The sequence below is a fragment of the Helicobacter sp. 10-6591 genome, from assembly GCF_003288805.1.
Lineage (GTDB): Bacteria > Campylobacterota > Campylobacteria > Campylobacterales > Helicobacteraceae > Helicobacter_F.
This window is the reverse complement of record NZ_NHYK01000042.1, coordinates 1-1,654: the sequence shown is the minus strand read 5'-3', so window position 1 is coordinate 1,654 and position 1,654 is coordinate 1. Positions and strand designations below refer to the sequence as shown.

Sequence of the window (1,654 nt, the reverse complement as noted above, 5' to 3'; positions counted from 1 at the left end):
CCTAAAACTCCAATCCAACATTAAGCGCAGCATTAATCCAAGAATAATCTTTAGCAATTTCATTTGATAGCTGCAATCCTGCAAAGTATTTTTTCACACTTACTCTAGCTTGCACTCCAAAATAAAGAGCAGAATTGTTTGTTTTTATTTGTTGGTTAAAAGCAATATCTTTGAAATCACTAAATCTTGCAGTATTTGAGAGTGCTTGCTGGAAACGCAAAGTATAGAATCCAAAAGCATTGATATGCAAAGCAATACGAGCAGCTATAAGCTTATCATAGCCTATATATCCACCTACTGAAGCTCCATAGTTTGTAGATGAGGTTTTGCTATAAGTTTTGAGAAATAAGCTATCACCTTTTTCACTAAAACCATCTTGTTGCACCACTCCATAATATCCAAGTAGCATAGGTGTAAAATTTAAGAATCTTGTATAGAAGTTTTTTCCTATGCCTAATTGGGCATTCAAAAAATAACTATTATATTGGCCTTCTATTTGGCTTAAGCTATTAAGAGATGGCTTGCTTAGATTATTTATTCCCATACTAGCACTCAAGCTACCGATAATAGAGAAATATTCTCTTACAGACACAATAGAGTTTCCACCTATGCTAAAAACTCTTGAATTGCTTGTAGCATGTGTAGTAAAGCTTGTAGAACTCTGAGCAATATCTACAAAACCTCCCAGCGTAATGACTTTTGCTAAAGTTTGCTTTGCTTGGATGTTGAATGCATATGCATTGCTTGTATAAGACTTGGATTTGATTTTTGTGTAATTTGGTGTGATACTTAATTGTGTTTTGCTTTGGTCATACATTCTTGAGAGGACATTGTATAGAGGGTATCTTCTTATTACATCACTTGATACACGAGATGATGTATTAGCTCTTGGCATACCAACATCTGCAAGAAAGACTTGTGGTTGTAAAGATGCAAGATAATCTCTGCTCAAAGCAAAGGTAAGATTATCCAGAGTAAGCTGGCTTTGTGTGTAAAAAAGATTCTGTGTAGATGTAAGATGGGAAGTATCATCCATGTTTTGTAATATCTGCTCAAATACTTCTTGTGATGTATTTGCATCAAGATTTCCTAAAAAATCATCATAGGCTTGTGGTAAATGGTTTTTTCTAGAAATACTGCTTAATGCTTGTCCTAATGATTGGTTGGAATCTTTACGTGGAGCAAAAGCATTTTCTTTTGCTTCTACCTTAAGAATAAAGCTATCTTTGTCAAAGACAATATTGAGTGTATTTGTAGAATGTGTCTGCACTGTAACTTTTTTATTCGCAATAGCATCTTGCACAGATTCTTTAAAATTCTTATGAGAGGCTGAGCTATTGGTAGATTGGAGTGTATCTTGAGCTAAAGGCTGAGCTGATAAAGCTTCATCTTGAGGCTGGGTATTTATAAGCTGCTCTTGATTTAGAGATTTGCTGTTTGGCTGGATGGTGTTGTGAGTGGCTGCTTCTTTGGGTTGGGCTACAGATTGGACACTTGTTTGATTATCAGCCGTTGTGATTGTAATCTCTTGGTTTGCTTGTAGTCTTTGGGAGCCATTAGCATAAGTAGGGACAAAGACAAGAGTGCCGCCTTCTAGATTGTAACTGTTTGCTTTGAGTTTAGAATTTGTGTTGCTTGAGCCATCATAGAGGAT

Annotated in this window: 1 protein-coding gene; it reads right to left on the bottom strand. The window is 35.7% G+C overall.

Going from position 1 to position 1,654, the window contains the following annotated elements:
- Position 1: 1 nt before the first annotated feature.
- Positions 2 to 1,654 (bottom strand): autotransporter outer membrane beta-barrel domain-containing protein (locus CCY97_RS08340; RefSeq protein ID WP_181562874.1); only part of this gene is annotated, 1,653 nt, incomplete at its 5' end.